We start from the raw sequence: 14273 nt of genomic DNA, 5'->3' as shown, positions 1-14273 counted from the left end.
CTTCTGCATCAGCGGTTGGGGCATAATCGGCCGCGCCACTGGATTGCAACGGGCCGATGGGCTAAAAAGAGGCCCTGCGCAAACGCAGCCGAGTGTCGGCGGGCGTTTTTGGCTCGGTCATTTTGAGCCTGCACCCGAACAACAATAGTCGCTCCCTAACTTTTGGCTGGCCGGCATTGCATTGCCGCTTGGGCCCTTGAGAAAAATATTCATGAAGAAGCTGTGTTTGCTGGGCCTGTTCGTCAGCCTGGCCAGTCATCAAGTATTGGCCGCCACGACCCCGGTACCCCTGGAAAACAAGGACGCGTTCATCAGCAATCTGATGAAACAAATGACCCTCGATGAAAAGATCGGCCAGTTGCGCCTGATCAGCATCGGCCCGGAAATGCCCCGTGAGTTGATCCGCAAAGAGATCGCCGCCGGCAACATTGGCGGTACGTTCAACTCGATCACCCGCCCGGAAAACCGTCCGATGCAGGACGCGGCGATGCGCAGTCGCCTGAAGATTCCGATGTTTTTCGCGTACGACGTGATCCATGGTCACCGTACGATTTTCCCGATTCCGCTGGCCCTGGCGTCGAGCTGGGACATGGACGCCATCGGCCAGTCCGGGCGCGTTGCCGCCAAGGAAGCTGCGGCCGACAGCCTCGACATCACCTTCGCGCCGATGGTCGATATCTCCCGCGATCCGCGCTGGGGCCGCAGTTCCGAAGGCTTCGGTGAAGACACCTACCTGACCTCGCGCATTGCCAAAGTGATGGTCAAGGCCTATCAGGGCGACACGCCGAGCGCGGCTGACAGCATCATGGCCAGCGTCAAGCACTTCGCCCTGTATGGCGCGGTCGAGGGCGGTCGCGACTATAACGTCGTCGACATGAGCCCGGTGAAGATGTACCAGGACTATCTGCCACCGTACCGCGCGGCGATCGACGCCGGTGCCGGTGGGGTGATGGTGGCGTTGAACTCGATCAACGGCATTCCGGCCACCGCCAACACCTGGCTGATGAACGACCTGTTGCGCAAGGACTGGGGCTTCAAGGGCCTGGCGGTCAGCGACCACGGGGCGATCTTCGAACTGATCAAGCATGGCGTGGCCGCCGACGGTCGCGAAGCGGCGAAGCTGGCGATCAAGGCCGGCATCGACATGAGCATGAACGACACCCTGTACGGCAAAGAGCTGCCGGGGCTGCTCAAGTCCGGCGAAATTGAACAGAAAGACATCGACAACGCGGTGCGCGAAGTGCTCGCCGCCAAGTACGACATGGGCCTGTTCAAGGATCCGTACCTGCGCATCGGCAAGGCCGAGGATGATCCGGCCGACACCTACGCCGAAAGCCGTCTGCACCGCGCCGAAGCGCGTGACGTCGCGCGGCGCAGCCTGGTGCTGCTGAAGAATCAGAACGACACCCTGCCGCTGAAGAAAGACGCGAAAGTCGCGCTGGTCGGCCCATTGGCCAAGGCTCCGATCGACATGATGGGCAGTTGGGCCGCTGCGGGTAAACCTGCGCAGTCGGTGACGCTGTTCGACGGTATGAGCTCAGTGATCGGCGACAAGGCGAATCTGATCTACGCCCGTGGCGCGAACATCACCAGCGACAAGAAGGTTCTGGATTACCTGAACTTCCTCAACTTCGACGCCCCGGAAGTGGTCGATGATCCGCGCCCGGCCAACGTGCTGATCGACGAAGCGGTGAAAGCAGCCAAGGACGCTGACGTGATCGTCGCCGCCGTTGGCGAGTCCCGTGGCATGTCCCACGAATCCTCCAGCCGCACCGACCTGAACATCCCGGAAAATCAGCGCGAGCTGATCCGTGCCCTGAAAGCCACCGGCAAACCACTGGTACTGGTACTGATGAACGGCCGTCCGCTGACCATCCTCGAAGAGAACCAGTCGGCTGATGCGATTCTGGAAACCTGGTTCAGCGGCACCGAGGGCGGTAACGCCATCGCCGACGTGCTGTTCGGCGACTACAACCCTTCGGGCAAACTGCCGGTGACCTTCCCGCGTTCCGTGGGCCAGATCCCGACCTACTACAACCACCTGAGCATTGGCCGGCCGTTCACGCCGGGCAAACCGGGCAACTACACCTCGCAGTATTTCGATGACACCACCGGTCCCCTGTTCCCGTTCGGTTACGGCCTGAGCTACACCCGGTTCACGCTGAGCGACATGGCGCTGTCGTCAACCACGCTGAACAAGACCGGCAAGCTCGATGCCAGTGTCACCCTGAAAAATACCGGCAAACGTGACGGCGAAACCGTGGTGCAGCTGTACATCCAGGACGTCGCCGGTTCGATGATTCGCCCGGTGAAAGAACTGAAGAACTTCCAGAAAGTCATGCTCAAGGCCGGCGAACAGAAAGTCGTGCACTTCACCATCACCGAGGATGACCTGAAGTTCTACAACGCCCAGCTCAAGTACGCGGCCGAGCCTGGCAAGTTCAACGTGCAGATCGGCCTGGATTCGCAGGATGTGACGCAGCAGAGCTTTGAGTTGCTGTAACCGTTAAAAGCAAAAGATCGCAGCCTGCGGCAGCTCCTACATTGGGAGGGTGTGCACCCTGTAGGAGCTGCCGCAGGCTGCGATCTTTTGATCTTGCTTTTGCCTTATCCGCGTCTGTCGAGAATGTTGACCACCAGCCGATCCACCCACCCCCAGATCCGCTGCTTCACTCGCCGCCACAACGGCCGGCGCTGCCACTCTTCCAGACTGACCTGCTGACTCAGGCCGAAATCCTTCTCGAAACTCTGCACCACCGCTGCCGTCAACGACGGGTCCAGCGCTTCCAGGTTCGCCTCCAGATTGAAGCGCAGGTTCCAGTGATCGAAGTTGCACGAACCGATGCTCACCCACTCGTCCACCAGGACCATTTTCAGGTGCAGGAAGCACGGCTGATATTCGAAGATCTGCACCCCGGCCTTGAGCAGGCGCGGGTAGTAACGATGGCCGGCGTAACGTACCGACGGGTGATCGGTGCGCGGCCCGGTCAGCAATAACCGCACGTCGACACCACGGGCAGCGGCCTTGCGCAGCGAGCGGCGGATGTTCCAGGTCGGCAGGAAATACGGGGTGGCCATCCAGATGCGTTTCTGCCCGCTGTTCAGTGCACGAAACAGCGACTGCAGAATGTCGCGATGCTGACGGGCATCGGCATAGGCCACACGGCCCATGCCCTCGCCCATGTCCGGAACCTTGGGCAAGCGTGGCAGGCCGACATGCGCCGACGGTTTCCACGCCCGGCGATGGCGGTTGGCGATCCATTGGCGGTCGAACAGCACTTGCCAGTCGAGCACCAGCGGGCCGCTGATTTCCACCATCACTTCGTGCCATTCGCTGCTGTCCTGCCCCGGCGTCCAGAACTCATCGGTGACACCGGTGCCACCGACCACCGCCAGACGCTGATCGACCAGCAGCAATTTGCGGTGATCGCGATAGAAGTTGCCGACCCAGCGCCGCCAGTTCAGGCGATTGTAGAAACGCAGTTCGACCCCGGCTTTGGTCAGGCGCTGACGCAGGTGCAGGGTAAACGCGAGACTGCCGTAGTCATCGAACAGGCAGCGTACCCGCACGCCGCGCTCGGCAGCCTGGACCAGCGCCTGAACCACGGCCTCGGCACAAGCGCCCGCCTCCACCAGATACAGTTCCAGTTCGACCTGCTCCTCGGCGCGGGCAATCTCCACCAGCATGCGCGGGAAGAATTGCGGGCCGTCGATCAACAGTTCGAACCGGTTGCCGTCACGCCACGGAAACACCGCGCCGCGCATGTCAGCGCGCCGTGAAAATCAGCACCGCACCCACCGGCACCGACAGACTGATGGCCGACAAGCCGGCCAGATTACGCAGAGTTTCCAGGCCCGGCACCAGGTCGAAATCCTCGGCGTTGATCACCAGCGGTTCCAGGGTCACCACTTGAAAACGTCGGTCATCGAGACGGGTGGCCAGCAACTCTGCCGGGTATTCATGTTGCTTGCCGTGCAGGTTGACGGTCAGCGGCAGCCGCAATTCCAGCTGCGCACCGGGGGCCAGATCGTTGATCGGGCGCAGGTCGATTTGGGTGCTGATGGTCGCCTCGGGGAATTGCTCGATCTGGAACAGCTCCTTGCGCATGCGCTCGTCGCGCAGCGGGATGCCGCTGTTGATCGAATCCAGCTCAACTTCGACTTCAGCGCGGCCATCCGGATCGACCTTGCCGTGCAACACCAGGAAGCGCTGCACCTCGGAAACGTGGGCATTTTTCGTGCTGACGAACGACAGCCGCGACGACTCGCCATCCAGATACCAGTTGGCCTGCGCCGGCAACGCGGCCGCGGCCAGCAGCAGACTGGCGAAGGCTTTATAGAGGGAGCGGTTGAACATTGAACACTCGTGCGGGCGATAAACCTGCACGAACCTTAACCGCCCACAAAGTTATTGCAACATCAAGATCAAAAGATCGCAGCCTTCGGCAGCTCCTACATGGAATGCAAAACCTGTAGGAGCTGCCGCAGGCTGCGATCTTTCAAGGCTGTAAACGGCAGCCCTGCCGTTCGCTCAACCACTGCGCACGATTACTGCGGCCCATGCCGCTGACGGTGATGGTTTTGCTCGCGCTGTCATCGCTGAATTCGCTGGTCGGCAGCCACTGTTTCACATAACCCCGGCAGTATTCGGCATCGTTATTCATCACGTAGCGACACGAACAATATTCCTTGGCCGTGTACGCGCTGATGATGTCGGGGAACGCCCACAGGTTTTCCCGTTCGAGCCAGATCCAGCCCAGCAGCACGATCAGCGCCAGCAGCAACACCCGCTTGAACAACCTCATGGCTGCACCGCCTGGATCACGCGTTTGAGCAGTTCGTTATGGCGATAGCTGCCGTCGCGATCATCGGCGTAGCGCACGATCACCAGTTTTTCGCTGGGGATCACATACAGCGCCTGGCCCCAGTGGCCGAGGGCGGCGAAGGTGTCGGGCGGCGCGTCGGGCCACGGCGCGGCGGCGCCATCCGCCGGACGATTGAGCCACCACTGGCCGCCGGGTACCGCTTCGTCCTGATGCGCCTTATAGCCGGCAAAAGGCTCGCGGTTGAAGGCGACCCAATCCTTGGGTAACAACTGTCGATCATTCCAGCGCCCGTCGCGGGCCATCAGCAGGCCGACCCGCGCCAGATCCCGCGCCGTGAGATAGGCATAAGAGGACGCGACAAAGGTGCCGCCGGCATCGGTTTCCCACACGGCGTGGCGGATGCCCAGCGGCTCGAACAACGCGGTCCATGGATAGTTGGGATAACGCTGCGGGCCAACCATGTTTTTCAGCGCCGCCGCCAGCAGATTGCTGTCGCCACTGGAGTAACGGAACGCCTGCCCCGGTGGCGCGTAGGCATCGTGATCGGCGGTGAACCCAGGCATGTCGCGATGCCCACGGGTGTAGAGCATCGCCACCACCGAGGATTTCAGCGGGGCGTATTCGTAGTCTTCCTGCCAGTCCAGCCCGGAAGCCCAGTGCAGCAGATCCGCCACGGTGATCGCCGGATGTTTTTCCAGCGCCGGATAAAACTTCGAAACCGGATCATCCAGTTTGAACAGGCCTTCGCCATACGCCACGCCGAGTACCGTGGCCATCAGGCTTTTGCTGATCGACCAGGTCAGGTGCGGGGTCTCGGCACGGGTCGGGCCGGCGTAGCGTTCGTAGATCAACTGACCGTCGCGGATGATCAGCAGCGCATCAGTGCGGATGCCTTGGCGGGTGCTGTCGTCGCGGGGTGGGAAGGCGTAGGTCTCTAATGCCTCGACCGCTGCGCCGCTGATTTTTGCGCCAGTCGGCCATTGCTCACCGGGCCATTGCCCGGCCTGGACCGTGAAGCTGATCAGCAGCAGAAACAGGGACAGGCCTTTGCACATGGAAAAGTCTCAACCGAAGGATGCAAAAATCATGGCCCAGACAAATGACAATATGCCGATCACTGTAGGAGCTGCCGCAGGCTGCGATCTTTTGCTTGTGCTTTTAAAGATCAAAAAGATCGCAGCCTACGGCAGCTCCTACAGGGAAATGTGCAGGGCTTTGGCCAGGCGCTTGGCCCGCGCGCCGGCTGCCAACTGCATCACTCCCTGATCACGCTGCCACATCTGCGCCCACTCCGGATTACCCGCGCTCAACGCTTGATCGATCTCGGGCTTGAACGCATCAAACTGCTCAAACAACCCGCCCAACAGCACATGCCCGGCCGGATTGTTCGGCGGTTGGCGACTCGCTTCCGCGCATCCGGCCAACAGCGCCAGCAAGCGCAACAGCAGCGGCTGCGACCAGCCGCTGTCCTGACCGACGCCATACAACCACGCGGTCATCGCGCTCAGCACGTAGACATCCTCCAGGGTGCGAAACGGCTTTACATAAGCGTCCCAGCCATCCCCCGCGAGCAACTCGCACAATGCGCCGTCCAGATGCAGCCGACCGTGACTGATGTCCGGCATCAGCGGCAGTGCCGGGAGTTTTTCCACGCGCACGCCGGGCTCACCGGGATAGACCACCGCCAGACTCAGGCGCGGCGTTTCACCGGGTTCTTCACTGCGCGCGGCGATGAGCAGCCAGTCCGCTGCATCCCCGGCGGTGACGAAATCCTTGCGCCCGCTCAAGCGCAAATCACTGAGACGCGTCTGCATGTCCGCCGGGCGCAGGCTGCGCTGCTCGGTCGCACACAACGCGCCAAGACTCGGCGGCGCGCTCGGCCAGAGCATGCGCAACGCCGCCTGATACCCCACCAGAAATGCCAGCCCCGGCGTCGCCATCCGCCGCCCTCCGGCCACCGCCAGTTCGAACGGCGTCACGTTGCCCAGTTGATGCAGCAAGGTGGCGAAACCTTCCGCCAGATCAGTCACGGCGGGCAGGCGTTCATGGCTTTCGAGCAAGCTGGGCCAGGGCATAAGAGGCTCCTTGTGGGCTGTCATACAAGCATCACCAAACGTTCACGGTGATGACACCGGGGCTACATAGCCTGACTTTGCACAACATGGCTGCATAAAGAAAGTCGATCGGCTGCAACCCACGACGGGTTCAAGGCCCGTACGGAGATTCAAATGACTCAGATCGCCCGCATCAGCGACACCGGCAATGAACGCCGCCTGCAAGCCGAACGCCTGATCGGCGCCGAGGCCTTGCAGCAAGCCCAGGCCTTGCGCTTCAGCGTATTCAGCGGCGAGTTCAACGCCAAGCTGAAAGGCGCGGAACTGGGTCTGGACATGGATGACTATGATGTTCACTGCAGCCACATCGGCGTGCGTGACCTGAACACCGGACGTCTGGTCGCCACTACTCGTTTGCTCGATCACACCGCCGCCAGCAGCTTGGGCAAGTTCTACAGCGAAGAAGAATTCAGCCTGCACGGCCTCGCCCATCTGCAAGGCCCGATCCTCGAAATCGGCCGCACCTGCGTCGACCCGGCCTACCGCAACGGCGGCACCATCGCCGTGCTCTGGGGTGAACTGGCCGAAGTGTTGAATCAGGGCGGCTACAGCTATCTGATGGGTTGCGCAAGCATTCCGATGCAGGACGGCGGCGTACAGGCCCACGCAATCATGCAGCGTCTGCGCGAACGTTATCTGTGCACCGAACACCTGCGCGCCGAGCCGAAAAATCCACTGCCGTCGCTGGATATTCCATCGAACGTGATCGCCGAAATGCCACCGCTGCTCAAGGCCTACATGCGCCTGGGCGCTAAGATCTGCGGCGAGCCTTGCTGGGACGAAGATTTCCAGGTCGCCGACGTGTTCATCCTGCTCAAGCGCGACGAACTCTGCCCGCGCTACGCCAAGCACTTCAAGGCGGCCGTGTGATGAGCCGGTTGCGCGTGTACGCGCGGATCGCGCGGGTGCTGCTGGTGGTGGCGCTGGGCTTGACCATGGCCAGCGTCTTCGGCGTGTTCGAACGTCTGGGCCTGGCGCACTCGATGCAACGTCGGCAGCGCTGGTCGCGGTTTTTCATGGCGCGTTTGAGCAATGCCCTGCCCTTTCGCGTGACCGTGCACGGCGACCTGCCGAAGCAGCCGATGCTGTGGGTCAGCAATCATGTGTCATGGACTGACATTCCGCTGCTGGGCATGCTCACGCCGCTGTCGTTTCTGTCCAAGGCCGAAGTGCGCACCTGGCCGGTAGCCGGTTGGCTGGCGGCCAAGGCTGGCAGTCTGTTCATCCGTCGCGGTTCAGGCGACAGCCAGTTGATCCGCAAACAGATGACCCGTCACTTGCAAACGCAACATCCGTTGCTGATGTTCCCGGAAGGCACCACCACCGATGGCCGCTCGCTGCGCACCTTTCATGGTCGCCTGCTGTCGGCGGCCATCGATTCGCAGGTGATGCTGCAACCGGTGGCGATCCGTTATCTGCGCAATGGCGAAATCGACGCGTTGGCGCCGTTCATTGGTGACGATGATCTGCTGTCGCATCTGATGCGTCTGTTCAGCAATGATTGCGGCGATGTCGAAGTGCATCTGCTCAAGCCGATCGCCTGTCAGGGCCGCGAACGTGCGGCGCTGGCGTTCGAAGCGCAGCAGGCGGTGCAGAAGGCGTTGTTTGGTGATATCGCCAAACCAGCCGAACCACGTCGCGCCGGCGAATTGATCGCTGCCTGAATAGCAAAAGATCGCAGCCTTCGGCAGCTCCTACACCGATCCCCTGTAGGAGCTGCCGAAGGCTGCGATCTTTTGATCTTGCCTATCCCTGTGAAGCCGCATAATCCTGAAGCTGGGGGTAGAACAAACGGAAGTCCTCACTCAGCGGCTCATACAACCGCCGCAATTCGTGCATCGCCCCCGCCAACTCCTCAGGCCTTGTCAGACGCCGCGAGATCCCGCGCAGCACCTGCTCCAGCACTTCAAACTCCTGATACGACCCCAGCCAGTCATTGGCAACCATGTGCGGTGCAATTTTCGCCAGGCGCTCGGGCAATTGCTGCTCTGTCGACAGCACCCGGTATACCTCACGGGTGAACTGCTGCAGCGGTTGATCGGCGTACAGCGTCCAGTCGCGGGCCAGGCAATGGTCGAAAAACACATCAAGGACAATCCCCGCGTAACGCCGCCGGGTCTCGGTGAAACGCCCGAGCGCGATGTCCACCAAGGGGTGGCGATCGGTGAATACATCAATCCGCCGATGCAGCTGAATCGCCGCTTCAATCTGCGGTGCAAACTGCCCTTGCAGGCGTCCTTTGACGAAATCGCCATACAGACTGCCGAGTAATTGCTCGGGGCGCTGGCCTCCGAGGTGTAAATGTGCGAGATAGTTCATGGGCGCAGCTTAGCACTGCGCGCTTTCATCGTTACAGCACACGTATCGTTATAACCCGATATACCGATTTATGCGGTCGTCAGATCAAATTCATATTTGTATATCGCGAAATACCGATTTAAAGTTCGCCTCATCGCGATATAGCGCTACACATCACGAGCATAAAGCCATGAACCTCGACCTCGACGAAATAATAAAAGCCCTGGCACACCCAGTACGGCGAGACATTCTCATCTGGCTGAAAGACCCCAAAGCCCAGTTTCCTGAGCAGATTCACAACCACGAGTACGGCATCTGCGCCGGGCAGATCGATCAACGCTGCGGCCTGTCGCAGTCGACCGTCTCCGCCCACCTGGCGACCCTGCAACGCGCAGGTCTGATCAGCAGCCAGAAAGCCGGCCAGTGGCACTTCTTCAAACGCAACGAGGACGTGATCCAGGCGTTCCTCGACGCCATCGTCAAAGAGCTCAGCGCTCCCACAAGGAATTGATTCAAATGCCCCTCTCGCTACTCATCCTGGCCTTGAGCGCCTTCGCCATCGGCACCACCGAGTTCGTCATCATGGGCCTGCTGCCCGATGTGGCGGCCGACCTCGGTGTGTCGATTCCCGGCGCCGGCTGGCTGGTGACCGGTTACGCCCTGGGCGTGGCCATCGGTGCGCCATTCATGGCTCTGGCCACCGCCAGACTGCCGCGCAAGGCCGCACTGGTAGCGCTGATGGGCATTTTTATCGTCGGTAACCTGCTGTGTGCCATCGCCAGTGACTACAACGTGCTGATGTTTGCCCGTGTCGTCACGGCGCTGTGCCATGGTGCGTTCTTCGGTATCGGTTCTGTGGTAGCTGCCGGGCTGGTGGCGCCGAACAAACGGGCGTCGGCCGTGGCGCTGATGTTCACCGGCCTGACCCTGGCCAACGTGCTCGGTGTACCGCTGGGCACGGCGCTGGGTCAGGAAGCCGGCTGGCGCTCGACCTTCTGGGCGGTGACCGTGATTGGTGTAGTGGCGCTGATCGGTCTGATCCGCTTCCTGCCCGCCAAGCGTGACGAGGAAAAACTCGACATGCGAGCCGAACTCGCCGCCCTCAAAGGCGCCGGCATCTGGCTGTCGCTGAGCATGACCGCGCTGTTCGCCGCGTCGATGTTCACCCTCTTCACCTATGTCGCGCCGCTGCTCGGCGATGTCACCGGTGTCTCGCCAAAAGGCGTGACCTGGACCCTGCTGCTGATTGGCCTCGGTCTGACGGTGGGCAACATCATCGGCGGCAAGCTGGCGGACAAGCGTCTCGGCGCCACCCTGATCGGCGTGTTCGTGGCGATGGCGGTGGTTTCCACCGTGCTGAGCTGGACCAGCGTTGCGCTGATCCCGACGGAAATCACCCTGTTCCTCTGGGCCACCGCCTCCTTTGCCGCCGTCCCGGCGCTGCAAGTCAACGTGGTGACCTTCGGCAAGGCGGCCCCGAACCTGGTGTCGACCCTGAACATCGGCGCCTTCAACATCGGCAACGCCCTGGGCGCCTGGGTCGGCGGCAGCGTCATCGCCCACGGTTTCGGCCTGACCAGTGTGCCCCTGGCCGCCGCCGCGCTGGCCGTGCTCGCGCTGCTGGTGACCCTGATCACTTTCCGTCAGAACGGCGATGCCGGCCTGGCCCCTGCTACCCACTGATTAACCACTTAACTGACGAGGGTTGTACACATGGCAACTATTTTCGATCCGATCAAACTGGGCGACCTCGAGCTGTCCAACCGCATCATCATGGCCCCGCTGACCCGCTGCCGCGCCGATGAAGGCCGCGTACCGAACGCGCTGATGGCCGAGTACTACGTGCAACGTGCCTCCGCCGGCCTGATTCTGTCCGAAGCCACTTCGGTGACGCCGATGGGCGTCGGCTACCCGGACACCCCGGGCATCTGGTCCAACGACCAGGTTCGCGGCTGGACCAACGTGACCAAGGCCGTGCACGCTGCCGGCGGCAAGATTGTCCTGCAACTGTGGCACGTCGGCCGCATCTCGCACCCGTCGTACCTGAACGGCGAAACCCCGGTCGCCCCGAGCGCCATCCAGCCTAAGGGTCACGTCAGCCTGGTTCGTCCACTGGCCGACTATCCGACCCCACGTGCTCTGGAAACCGCTGAAATCGCCGAGATCGTCGAGGCCTACCGCACCGGTGCCGAAAACGCCAAAGCCGCCGGTTTCGACGGCGTGGAAATCCACGGCGCCAACGGCTACCTGCTCGACCAGTTCCTGCAAAGCAGCACCAACCAGCGCACCGACAACTACGGCGGCTCCCTGGAGAACCGTGCACGTCTGCTGCTGGAAGTGACTGACGCAGCGATCGACGTCTGGGGCGCCGGCCGTGTCGGCGTGCACCTGGCACCGCGCGCCGATTCCCACGACATGGGCGACGACAATCTGGCCGAGACTTTCACTTATGTGGCTCGCGAGCTGGGCAAGCGCGGCATCGCCTTCATCTGCTCCCGCGAGAAAGAAGGCGCCGACAGCCTCGGCCCACAGCTGAAAGAAGCCTTCGGCGGCGCGTACATCGCCAACGAACGTTTCACCAAGGACAGCGCGAACGCCTGGCTGGCAGAGGGCAAGGCTGACGCGGTGGCGTTCGGCGTACCGTTCATTGCCAACCCGGATCTGCCAGCACGTCTGAAGGCCGATGCGCCGCTGAACGATGCACGTCCTGAGCTGTTCTACGGCAAGGGCCCGGTCGGTTACATCGACTACCCGACGCTGTAAGCGTTATTCAGTACGAAGCAGCAGAAACGCAAAAGCCCCGACTCGCAAGAGCCGGGGCTTTTTCTTGGGCACCCGGTATGGGGCCGCTAACATTCGTTCACAGGGAAGACACAAAATCCCTACAAAATCCGTAGCTCGCTACGTTTAAACTCGCGATTCGGGTGTATAAAAAAGCAGGCCGATTGACATAACCTGTGCCAATTACGCATTTTGTTTCATTTGCGCAGGCTGGGGCTCAGGCGCAGCATATCCAGCCCCGTCTCGACCCAGCGCTCGGCTTCGGCATGCAGTTCGAAGCTGTCTGGCGCCAATAGCCATCCATACAGGAGGCCATCGATATACGCATGAATGCTGATGGCCGCCCGGGCAGTGTCGAGATCTTCCGGCAACTGGCCGCGATTTACCGCATTACGCAAGGTCAGGCCGATGCGCAGGTTGCAATCGAGACTGGCCGTGCGGCGCTGCTGGCGCAGATCGCACATTTCATCGGTGAATTCGCACTTGTGAAACAGAATCTCGTTAATGCGACGGGTCTTCGGATCCAGGGCAACCTGATGGAACAGATGGATCAACAGCTTGCGCATGCACCCCAACGGGTCGAGTTCGTCCTCGCTCTCGCTGGCCTTGGCCAATTCGTCCAGCGGTTCTTGCAAGCTGTCGAGCATCGCCTGCACCAGATCGGCCTTGTTGCTGAAATGCCAATAGATGGCACCGCGCGTGACACCGGCCAGCGTCGCGATATCCGCCAGGGTCGTGCGGGCCACGCCCCTTTCATAAAACGCTTTCTCGGCCGCTTCGAGAATCTGGCTGCGCGTTTCCTGAGCTTCCTCTTTGGTACGACGGACCATGGCAGTAAAACCTCAAACGGGATGTTTCAGGGATGGCTGAATATCCGCTGAATAAAGAGGGGGCTGATCTCTCACGAATCGGCTCCCCGGCCTACAATTTCAAACCTTGCGACGCATTTTGTAACAGGGTGGGTACGACGCCAAGCTATTTACAAACAACCATGAACGTAAGTATATTCCTTAGCAAGCTACTTATCCACTCGACCCGATTTTTTTACCCTTTCACACTTCTTGTGCGCAATGTGCGCGCCTGACCCGAGGATCTTCATGCAATTCAAGCCAGCTGTTACCGCTCTGGTCACTGCCGTCGCCCTGGCATCGCTGCTCAGCGGATGTAAAAAGGAAGAAGCGGCCCCAGCCGCTCCGCCTCCTCAGGTCGGCGTCGTCACCCTGCAACCACAAGCGTTCACCCTCACGTCGGAATTGCCGGGGCGCACCAGTGCGTACCGCATCGCTGAAGTTCGACCGCAGGTCAACGGCATCATTCTCAAGCGTCTGTTCAAGGAAGGCGGCGACGTCAAAGCCGGCCAGCAGCTGTATCAGATCGATCCGGCAGTCTATGAAGCGACCCTGAAAAGCGCCGAAGCCAGCCTGCGTTCGACCAAGTCGATCTCCGACCGCTACAAGCAACTGGTCGACGAGCAGGCTGTGAGCCGCCAGGAATACGACACCGCCGTGGCCAATCGCATGGAATCGGAAGCGTCTTTGCAGAGCGCGCAGATCAACGTGAAATACACCAAGGTCTACGCGCCGATCTCCGGCCGTATCGGCCGTTCCTCGGTGACCGAAGGCGCACTGGTCAGCAATGGTCAGGCTGACGCGATGGCGACGATCCAGCAACTGGACCCGATCTACGTCGACGTTACCCAGTCCTCGGTTGAGCTGCTGGAACTGCGTCGCGAGCTGGAAAGCGGTCGTCTGCAGAAGGCCGGTGACAACTCGGCAGCGGTCAAGCTGACCCTTGAGGACGGCAGCCAGTACAAGCTCGACGGTAAGCTGGAATTCTCCGAAGTATCGGTTGATCCGACTACCGGTTCCGTGACCTTGCGCGCCGTGTTCCCGAACCCGGATCACACCCTGCTGCCCGGCATGTTCGTCCGCGCCCAGTTGCAGGCCGGGGTAAACGCCGCGGCCATTCTGGCGCCGCAACAAGGCGTGACCCGTGACCTCAAGGGCACCCCGACCGCACTGGTCGTCGGCCCGGACAACAAGGTTGAACTGCGTCAGCTCAAGGCCAGCCGTACCGTCGGCAGCCAGTGGCTGATCGAAGATGGCCTGAAAGCCGGCGATCGTCTGATCACCGAAGGTCTGCAATACGTTCGCCCAGGTGCCCAGGTCAACCCGACCGAAGCGACCAACGTAGCCAAGAACCCGGCCCCCGCTCAAGCAGCTGACAAAGCCGCTGGCGGCAAAGGGGAGTAACT

At 61.2% G+C, this 14273-nt stretch carries 14 protein-coding genes; 7 read left to right on the top strand and 7 right to left on the bottom strand.

Translation table 11 applies throughout. The annotated features are described in order from the left end of the window. Positions 1-211: 211 nt before the first annotated feature. Positions 212-2503 (top strand): beta-glucosidase BglX, encoded by a 2292-nt coding sequence (gene bglX, locus LOY52_RS06500; protein ID WP_258678795.1) that lies wholly within the window; start codon positions 212-214, stop codon positions 2501-2503. 104 nt (positions 2504-2607) lie between these two features. Here the strand turns inward: bglX and LOY52_RS06495 are convergent, their stop codons facing one another. The 5 genes from LOY52_RS06495 to LOY52_RS06475 form a co-directional block, all read right to left on the bottom strand. Beyond that, positions 2608-3765 carry a phosphatidylserine/phosphatidylglycerophosphate/cardiolipin synthase family protein gene (locus LOY52_RS06495; RefSeq protein ID WP_258678793.1) on the bottom strand — a complete coding sequence of 386 codons (1158 nt, stop codon included), beginning with the start codon at positions 3763-3765 and terminating at the stop codon, positions 2608-2610. A gap of 1 nt (position 3766) precedes the next feature. After that, a complete protein-coding gene (locus LOY52_RS06490) occupies positions 3767-4357 on the bottom strand; it encodes a YceI family protein (protein WP_258678790.1) in 591 nt (196 codons plus the stop codon). A 142-nt stretch (positions 4358-4499) separates the two neighbouring features. After that, positions 4500-4805, bottom strand: a complete 306-nt coding sequence (locus LOY52_RS06485) for an amidase (protein WP_258678788.1) — start codon at positions 4803-4805, stop codon at positions 4500-4502. Beyond that, positions 4802-5881 carry a serine hydrolase gene (locus LOY52_RS06480; RefSeq protein WP_258678786.1) on the bottom strand — a complete coding sequence of 360 codons (1080 nt, stop codon included), beginning with the start codon at positions 5879-5881 and terminating at the stop codon, positions 4802-4804. Before LOY52_RS06480 ends, LOY52_RS06485 begins: the two co-directional genes overlap by 4 nt. A gap of 138 nt (positions 5882-6019) precedes the next feature. Further along, positions 6020-6901 carry an acyl-CoA dehydrogenase family protein gene (locus LOY52_RS06475; protein ID WP_258678784.1) on the bottom strand — a complete coding sequence of 294 codons (882 nt, stop codon included), beginning with the start codon at positions 6899-6901 and terminating at the stop codon, positions 6020-6022. A gap of 153 nt (positions 6902-7054) precedes the next feature. Here LOY52_RS06475 and olsB point away from each other — a divergent pair, with 153 nt between their 5' ends. After that, positions 7055-7810 (top strand): L-ornithine N(alpha)-acyltransferase, encoded by a 756-nt coding sequence (gene olsB, locus LOY52_RS06470; protein WP_007963187.1) that lies wholly within the window; start codon positions 7055-7057, stop codon positions 7808-7810. Beyond that, positions 7810-8604 carry a 1-acyl-sn-glycerol-3-phosphate acyltransferase gene (locus tag LOY52_RS06465; RefSeq protein ID WP_258678783.1) on the top strand — a complete coding sequence of 265 codons (795 nt, stop codon included), beginning with the start codon at positions 7810-7812 and terminating at the stop codon, positions 8602-8604. The genes olsB and LOY52_RS06465 overlap by 1 nt, the downstream gene beginning before the upstream one ends. 82 nt (positions 8605-8686) lie before the next feature. Here LOY52_RS06465 and LOY52_RS06460 read toward each other — a convergent pair whose 3' ends face one another. Further along, on the bottom strand, positions 8687-9259 hold the full coding sequence (locus tag LOY52_RS06460; RefSeq protein ID WP_258678780.1) for an ACP phosphodiesterase: 573 nt from the start codon (positions 9257-9259) through the stop codon (positions 8687-8689). Between the two features lie 169 nt (positions 9260-9428). Between LOY52_RS06460 and LOY52_RS06455 the strand changes: the two genes are divergently transcribed. Genes LOY52_RS06455 through LOY52_RS06445 form a run of 3 tightly spaced genes read left to right on the top strand, consistent with a single transcriptional unit; the run spans position 9429 to position 12001 of the window. Further along, positions 9429-9749, top strand: a complete 321-nt coding sequence (locus tag LOY52_RS06455; RefSeq protein WP_003222436.1) for a helix-turn-helix transcriptional regulator — start codon at positions 9429-9431, stop codon at positions 9747-9749. 5 nt (positions 9750-9754) lie between these two features. Beyond that, a complete protein-coding gene (locus LOY52_RS06450) occupies positions 9755-10921 on the top strand; it encodes an MFS transporter (RefSeq protein WP_003222434.1) in 1167 nt (388 codons plus the stop codon). Positions 10922-10951: 30 nt separating this feature from the next. Then, positions 10952-12001 carry an alkene reductase gene (locus tag LOY52_RS06445; protein ID WP_108590686.1) on the top strand — a complete coding sequence of 350 codons (1050 nt, stop codon included), beginning with the start codon at positions 10952-10954 and terminating at the stop codon, positions 11999-12001. Positions 12002-12216: 215 nt separating this feature from the next. Here LOY52_RS06445 and emhR read toward each other — a convergent pair whose 3' ends face one another. After that, complete coding sequence (gene emhR, locus LOY52_RS06440; RefSeq protein WP_202369468.1) at positions 12217-12849, bottom strand: efflux system transcriptional repressor EmhR; 633 nt, start codon at positions 12847-12849, stop codon at positions 12217-12219. Positions 12850-13116: 267 nt separating this feature from the next. Between emhR and emhA the strand changes: the two genes are divergently transcribed. Beyond that, a complete protein-coding gene (emhA, locus tag LOY52_RS06435) occupies positions 13117-14271 on the top strand; it encodes an efflux RND transporter periplasmic adaptor subunit EmhA (protein WP_115988058.1) in 1155 nt (384 codons plus the stop codon). Positions 14272-14273: the final 2 nt, after the last annotated feature.

Origin of the sequence: Pseudomonas sp. B21-051, from assembly GCF_024748795.1 — a bacterium.
In the GTDB taxonomy this organism is placed as follows: Bacteria; Pseudomonadota; Gammaproteobacteria; order Pseudomonadales; family Pseudomonadaceae; genus Aquipseudomonas; species Aquipseudomonas putida_A.
This window is presented reverse-complemented; position numbering and strand designations above follow the sequence as displayed.

What these genes read in the sequence shown, in the direction of transcription:
- emhA (WP_115988058.1), top strand. Translation starts at nt 13,117, where the DNA reads ATGCAATTCAAGCCAGCTGTTACCGCTCTGGTCACTGCCGTCGCCCTG.
- LOY52_RS06445 (WP_108590686.1), top strand. Translation starts at nt 10,952, where the DNA reads ATGGCAACTATTTTCGATCCGATCAAACTGGGCGACCTCGAGCTGTCC.
- bglX (WP_258678795.1), top strand. Translation starts at nt 212, where the DNA reads ATGAAGAAGCTGTGTTTGCTGGGCCTGTTCGTCAGCCTGGCCAGTCAT.
- LOY52_RS06475 (WP_258678784.1), bottom strand. Translation starts at nt 6,901, where the DNA reads ATGCCCTGGCCCAGCTTGCTCGAAAGCCATGAACGCCTGCCCGCCGTG.
- LOY52_RS06495 (WP_258678793.1), bottom strand. Translation starts at nt 3,765, where the DNA reads ATGCGCGGCGCGGTGTTTCCGTGGCGTGACGGCAACCGGTTCGAACTG.
- LOY52_RS06480 (WP_258678786.1), bottom strand. Translation starts at nt 5,881, where the DNA reads ATGTGCAAAGGCCTGTCCCTGTTTCTGCTGCTGATCAGCTTCACGGTC.
- emhR (WP_202369468.1), bottom strand. Translation starts at nt 12,849, where the DNA reads ATGGTCCGTCGTACCAAAGAGGAAGCTCAGGAAACGCGCAGCCAGATT.
- LOY52_RS06465 (WP_258678783.1), top strand. Translation starts at nt 7,810, where the DNA reads ATGAGCCGGTTGCGCGTGTACGCGCGGATCGCGCGGGTGCTGCTGGTG.
- LOY52_RS06450 (WP_003222434.1), top strand. Translation starts at nt 9,755, where the DNA reads ATGCCCCTCTCGCTACTCATCCTGGCCTTGAGCGCCTTCGCCATCGGC.
- LOY52_RS06455 (WP_003222436.1), top strand. Translation starts at nt 9,429, where the DNA reads ATGAACCTCGACCTCGACGAAATAATAAAAGCCCTGGCACACCCAGTA.
- olsB (WP_007963187.1), top strand. Translation starts at nt 7,055, where the DNA reads ATGACTCAGATCGCCCGCATCAGCGACACCGGCAATGAACGCCGCCTG.
- LOY52_RS06460 (WP_258678780.1), bottom strand. Translation starts at nt 9,259, where the DNA reads ATGAACTATCTCGCACATTTACACCTCGGAGGCCAGCGCCCCGAGCAA.
- LOY52_RS06485 (WP_258678788.1), bottom strand. Translation starts at nt 4,805, where the DNA reads ATGAGGTTGTTCAAGCGGGTGTTGCTGCTGGCGCTGATCGTGCTGCTG.
- LOY52_RS06490 (WP_258678790.1), bottom strand. Translation starts at nt 4,357, where the DNA reads ATGTTCAACCGCTCCCTCTATAAAGCCTTCGCCAGTCTGCTGCTGGCC.